Origin of the sequence: Clostridium sartagoforme AAU1 (genome assembly GCF_000401215.1) — a bacterium.
In the GTDB taxonomy this organism is placed as follows: Bacteria; Bacillota; Clostridia; order Clostridiales; family Clostridiaceae; genus Clostridium; species Clostridium sartagoforme.
Genome location: NZ_ASRV01000059.1, coordinates 1 through 4,970 on the forward strand (window position 1 = coordinate 1; position 4,970 = coordinate 4,970).

A 4,970-nucleotide genomic window follows, 5' to 3' on the forward strand; every position below is an offset into this window, starting at 1 on the left:
ATTTTTTGCATATGCAATCGTTTTATTGATATATTACTATATTTCATTAATTTTAATCTTATATTTTATAATATATATTTCATATTATAAAATTAAGTGTAAACGTATTTCGAATTTAATTTTTTGTTGTTTTTTTAACAGTATACCTTTATTTTAGATAAATTGCGTATAAATAAATTAGAATTCTAGCAATTATTACAATTTATTTTCATAAAATTCTTCTATATTATTACGAATTGCATATATTGTAGCTTGAACTCTATCATCAACCTCTATTTTTTTAAATATACTTGTAATATAATTTTTTACTGTTTTTTCGGATAGAAACAATTTATCTGCTATTTCTTTATTCTTTAACCCCTTAGAAATTTCATATAATATACTCAATTCTCTATTGGTTAATGATTCTAAGTTTTCTGTTTCCTTGTTCTTTATCATATTATTATTACTCTTTTTTATATCTAAAAATATAGCTTTTATTAAGGAATTATCTATATATTTTCTCCTATATACACACTTCTTATTGCTCTTACAATTTCAGTTCCTGCTGATTCCTTTAAAATATATGCGTCAGCCCCTATATCTATAGCTTCCATTATAGTTTTTCTATCATTTTCTACAGTAAGCATTACTACTTTTATATTTAAATATATTTTTTTAATATCTTCAATGTATCTAATCCATTTTTTATTGGCATATTTATATCTAATAAAACTACATCAGGAATGTTTTCTTTTAAGGAATTCAACATTTCTTCCCCATTTTTAAATTGTCCAACTATTAAAAGATCCTCTTCAAAGCTTATTATTCTATTTAACCCTTCTCTTATTAAATCATGATCATCCACTACCATAACACTAATTTTATTATCAATCATTACTTTTTACCTTTCTACTTATTGGAAGTTTTATTTTATATATTGTTCCTTGTCCCTCAGAAGATTTCAATTCTATTTTACCTCTTAATTGTTTCACTCTCTCAAATATACCTATTAAACCATAGCGATTTCCTTTTTGTTTTGTACTCAGTAAGGTTTCTTTAACATCAAAACCTCTTCCATCATCTTGAATATAAATAAATATATACTCTTTTGTATAATTAATTCTTATTTCGGCATTCTTAGAATTAGAGTGTTTCTTAATATTATGCAATATTTCCTGAATAATTCTGTACACAGCAATTTGTATTATATTTTCTACTTTAAATTCAGATTCCTCAATAAAAAGATTTATTTTTATATCATTTTCTGATGAAATAATATTTTTCATTTCTTTTATAGAATTATTTAATCCATGCTCTTCAAGTGATAATGGTCTTAAATCGTATATTATTCCTCTGACTTCTTTTAAAGCCGTTCTTACATTTGATTTTAAGTCATCTAATTCCCTTATTCCTTTTTCTAAATCTTTTCTTAGAACTACTTTACAAAAATCTATTCTCATCATGGCATTTGCAATATATTGTGCTGGGCCATCATGTATCTCTCTTGCAATTCTTTTTCTTTCTAATTCCTGATTTTCTAATATTTTTATTCCAGTTATCATTTCATTTTTTTCATCTTCATCATTTATACTATCTAATACTTTTCCATCTAAATATCCTAAGGCAATATTTATCTGATTAACAGCACTTTGAGCTTCTTCTATACTTAAATTATAAACTTTTAAAGTTCTTTCTAGAGAATCCCTTTTAGATATAAGATCCTTTTCTTCATTTTGCTTAGTTATATATTTTACTCGTATATCTAAGGCTTCTTCGTATATCTGTTTAAACATATCTGAGTTTGTTTGATGTGTTTTTTTAGACTCTTCTACTAATTTATTCCTCATCAACTTGTCTATTTTTTCTAAATAATCTACATCCTCAATAACTTTTTCTAGTCTTTTTTTTATATCAATAAGTTCTCTTTTTTTCACATCCACTTCATCTCTCATGCGATCTGCAATATGGAATATCTTGCCCTTACCTGAGTTTATTTCTTCTATAACTTCATCTACTATTTCCCTTACAGTATAATTACAATACTTATCTTTTATCATAATACCTCCAGCTATATTTATTGGTTAAAACATCAAATATAACATTAAAATACCATAAAATTATTGATTAGTAAAATGTTTGAATAAAAGTTTAAACTCTATAAAAATATATTTAAAATATAAAACAAAAAAATTAATAATTAAAAATAATATTATTTTTAATTATTAATTCTACTGTCTTAGCTATAGCAAATATTATATAGCCCATTTTCTATTTTCGGTAAAGGATACATTCATCCACTTTTTCAAATCAAAATGATTAGTGTTTTTATCTATTATTTCTCTTACCTTATCCATATCTTCTATTGATTTTATCTTTGAATCTTTTGATACAATAAAATCTATTTCTATTCTAAGTTCTCTCCCTACCTTAGCTACTCTTGCTATAGAATCTTCTAATTCATATTCTTTTTGTATCTCTTTTACTAAAGCATTTATATCATAATTAATTTGTTCATCAGCTGTAGAATTGCTTATTTCTCTAAAAGCATCAATTATGGAGGTTATAGGCATCCTTAAAAATATTGCAGAACTTAAAATAACCATTCCTGGATCTACATAACTTGATAATGTTGCTAGTCCAATACTCTTTAGAAGTATTGATAATAAAAATCCTACTAAAACTCCTACACTTAACATAGCATCCATAAACCACTGACTACTTTCAACTTTAACTATTTCAGAATTAAGATTTTTTGATGATTTTCTCATATATAAATATACTAAAGTACATCCAATAGATGAAATTAATGCATATCCTAATGCAAAACCTGCTTCTACATCATTACCTCCATTTAAAATTTCTTTTATAGAAGATATCATGTTTATAGAACAAGTTATTAGTAATACTAACGACTTAATTATTACTAATAGCGGTTCTAGTGTTGCCTTTCCAAAAGGGTAATTATTAAAATCATTTTTATTTATAAAATTAGTAGTAATAATTGCAAATAATGCTAATCCTAGACTTACTAATGAGTATAATCCATCAAAAGTTATCATTTCTGAATGTATAGCTCATCCCCATGCAATACCTAAGATAGCGAAGAACAATCCACCTATTGCTGAAAACTTAAGAATTTTGTTTTCCGCTTTCATAATATCACTCCTTCGACCTGAAATTCTTATGATATCATTTTACTCTTTTAAGGAGCTTTGTTCTATTCATATAGATGTTCTATATATTCTATTAATATGACTATTTATAATTTAATGATTTTAATGAGAAAGCATAAAAGTACATTATATATCTTGTATTTATACCTTAAAAGATATTATTTTATTCTAAATTTGTTTATTTCCATATTTTTTTCATTTGTACTTGCATTTAATTCTTCACCAACTTCAGCAACTCCTTGAGCCATAGAACTAAGTTCCTCTGAAAAACTTTTAATTTCTTCTGAAGAATGAGATATCTCTTCTAATAATACTATTGATTTTTCTATAGAATCTATTATCATATTTTTTCTGATGATACCATATCCATTTTATTATTAACATCAGTCATTTTAGGAATTATCTCAATTATTTGATCTACTATCTCTTTAAATGATAGTATTGATTTATCTATAACACCATATTGGTTAGATAACTTTTCATTCATAATTTCCGATGTATTTTTCACATCATTTCCTTCTTTTATTACAGTAGTTAAAAGATTATCTATGTTAAGGGAAGAGTTTTTAACTTCTTCTGCTAGTTTTCTTATTTCATTAGCTACTACTGCAAACCCTCTTCCTGCTTCACCTACTCTAGCAGCTTCAATAGATGCATTTAATGCTAAAAGATTAGTTTGATCTGCTATAGAATCAATAAAAATAGCTATATCTTTTATCTTTTCTAATGAGTAATATAATTCTCCTAACTCATTATTCATATAAGATGAATAATTTTGTATATCGGTCTTTGAATCTTTAAGCATTACTAAATCTTCTTTATTAGTACTTAGTTGCCTATTTACATTATTTAAAAGATGATTTGTTTCATTAATCAATGACTTTACCTCTTGAATTGATATTTCAAATCCATTAAGTAAATTACTAATTTCCTTTGCTCCTTCATTTTGAATATATATATTCGAATCGACTTCTTGAATTGTTGCTGTTACTTCTTGTGATGATGCTGCCATTTCTTTACTTGATTGAGAAAGTTTTTCTATATCTGTTAATTCTTTGTTTGATAAATATAGAATTTTATCTATCATTGCTGAAATTTTCAATTGTAAATCATTAATATAGTTTCCGATTAACTTAATTTCATCATTACTTTTAACTTCTACAACTTTTGTTAAATCCCCATCAGAAATTGTAATAAGTCCATTTATAACTGTCCTTACATTTTTATTAATATTTGTTGATAAAATAAATGATACTATTCCATAAACAATAATTAAAATAATTGATAATACTCCAAGCTGAACTAGTATAACATCTCTAGCACTTATAATATTAGTGATATCTTCTGATATTTCCAATAAAGCAGTAATTTTGCCATTCATGTCTTTAATCGGATAATACGCTTTTATTAAGGTTTTATCTTTATCCTTAAACTGTGTAGATATTATCTCACCATTAAAAGAGTCTTTTATTGCAGTAGTTGACTCTACTTTTTTGCTGAAGTTTAATAAGTTATTTGCTGTATCTACTATTATTTCTACTTTTTCTTCATTTCCTTTTGTTAATATTGATGCATATATAATATTTTCATTACTTCTTGCATTTGATAAATCACTCTTTAATTTTTTATAATCATAACTTCCAGTTGCCCTGTCCTTTATCACTGTATCTATATCAGCTGTTGATATACTTCCTTTTATATTTTTCCCCTTAGATAGTACATCTTTTTTCTTATTAGAGTTTAATTCGTAATAAACTTACGTATAGTACATACAATTATTACGAAGTTATTACGAGTTAGTATAACTTTCTNTCT

The 4,970-nt window shown here is 25.0% G+C and carries 5 protein-coding genes and 1 pseudogene; all 6 read right to left on the reverse strand.

Annotation, left to right across the window (positions count from 1 at the left end; translation table 11 throughout):
* Nucleotides 1–195 precede the first annotated feature (195 nt).
* Nucleotides 196–438, reverse strand: coding sequence for a response regulator transcription factor (locus tag A500_RS21095; protein WP_242835044.1), 243 nt, complete (start codon nt 436–438; stop codon nt 196–198).
* A gap of 53 nt (nt 439–491) precedes the next feature.
* A pseudogene (locus A500_RS22030) lies at nt 492–877 on the reverse strand (response regulator).
* Nucleotides 870–2,039 carry a sensor histidine kinase gene (locus tag A500_RS05050; protein WP_016206506.1) on the reverse strand — a complete coding sequence of 390 codons (1,170 nt, stop codon included), beginning with the start codon at nt 2,037–2,039 and terminating at the stop codon, nt 870–872. The pseudogene A500_RS22030 and the gene A500_RS05050 overlap by 8 nt, the downstream one beginning before the upstream one ends.
* Before the next feature lie 195 nt (nt 2,040–2,234).
* Nucleotides 2,235–3,041: a cation diffusion facilitator family transporter gene (locus A500_RS05055; RefSeq protein ID WP_016206507.1), complete on the reverse strand. Its 807-nt coding sequence runs from the start codon at nt 3,039–3,041 to the stop codon at nt 2,235–2,237.
* A 272-nt stretch (nt 3,042–3,313) separates the two neighbouring features.
* Nucleotides 3,314–3,499 carry a hypothetical protein gene (locus A500_RS05060; protein ID WP_016206508.1) on the reverse strand — a complete coding sequence of 62 codons (186 nt, stop codon included), beginning with the start codon at nt 3,497–3,499 and terminating at the stop codon, nt 3,314–3,316.
* Complete coding sequence (locus A500_RS05065) at nt 3,496–4,818, reverse strand: methyl-accepting chemotaxis protein (protein ID WP_016206509.1); 1,323 nt, start codon at nt 4,816–4,818, stop codon at nt 3,496–3,498. The genes A500_RS05060 and A500_RS05065 overlap by 4 nt, the downstream gene beginning before the upstream one ends.
* Nucleotides 4,819–4,970 lie beyond the last annotated feature (152 nt).

Bases quoted from the DNA above. Each gene is read 5' to 3' on its own strand.
- A500_RS21095 (WP_242835044.1), bottom strand. From the start codon at position 438: ATGATAAAGAACAAGGAAACAGAAAACTTAGAATCATTAACCAATAGA.
- A500_RS05050 (WP_016206506.1), bottom strand. From the start codon at position 2,039: ATGATAAAAGATAAGTATTGTAATTATACTGTAAGGGAAATAGTAGAT.
- A500_RS05055 (WP_016206507.1), bottom strand. From the start codon at position 3,041: ATGATAACTTTTGATGGATTATACTCATTAGTAAGTCTAGGATTAGCA.
- A500_RS05060 (WP_016206508.1), bottom strand. From the start codon at position 3,499: ATGATAATAGATTCTATAGAAAAATCAATAGTATTATTAGAAGAGATA.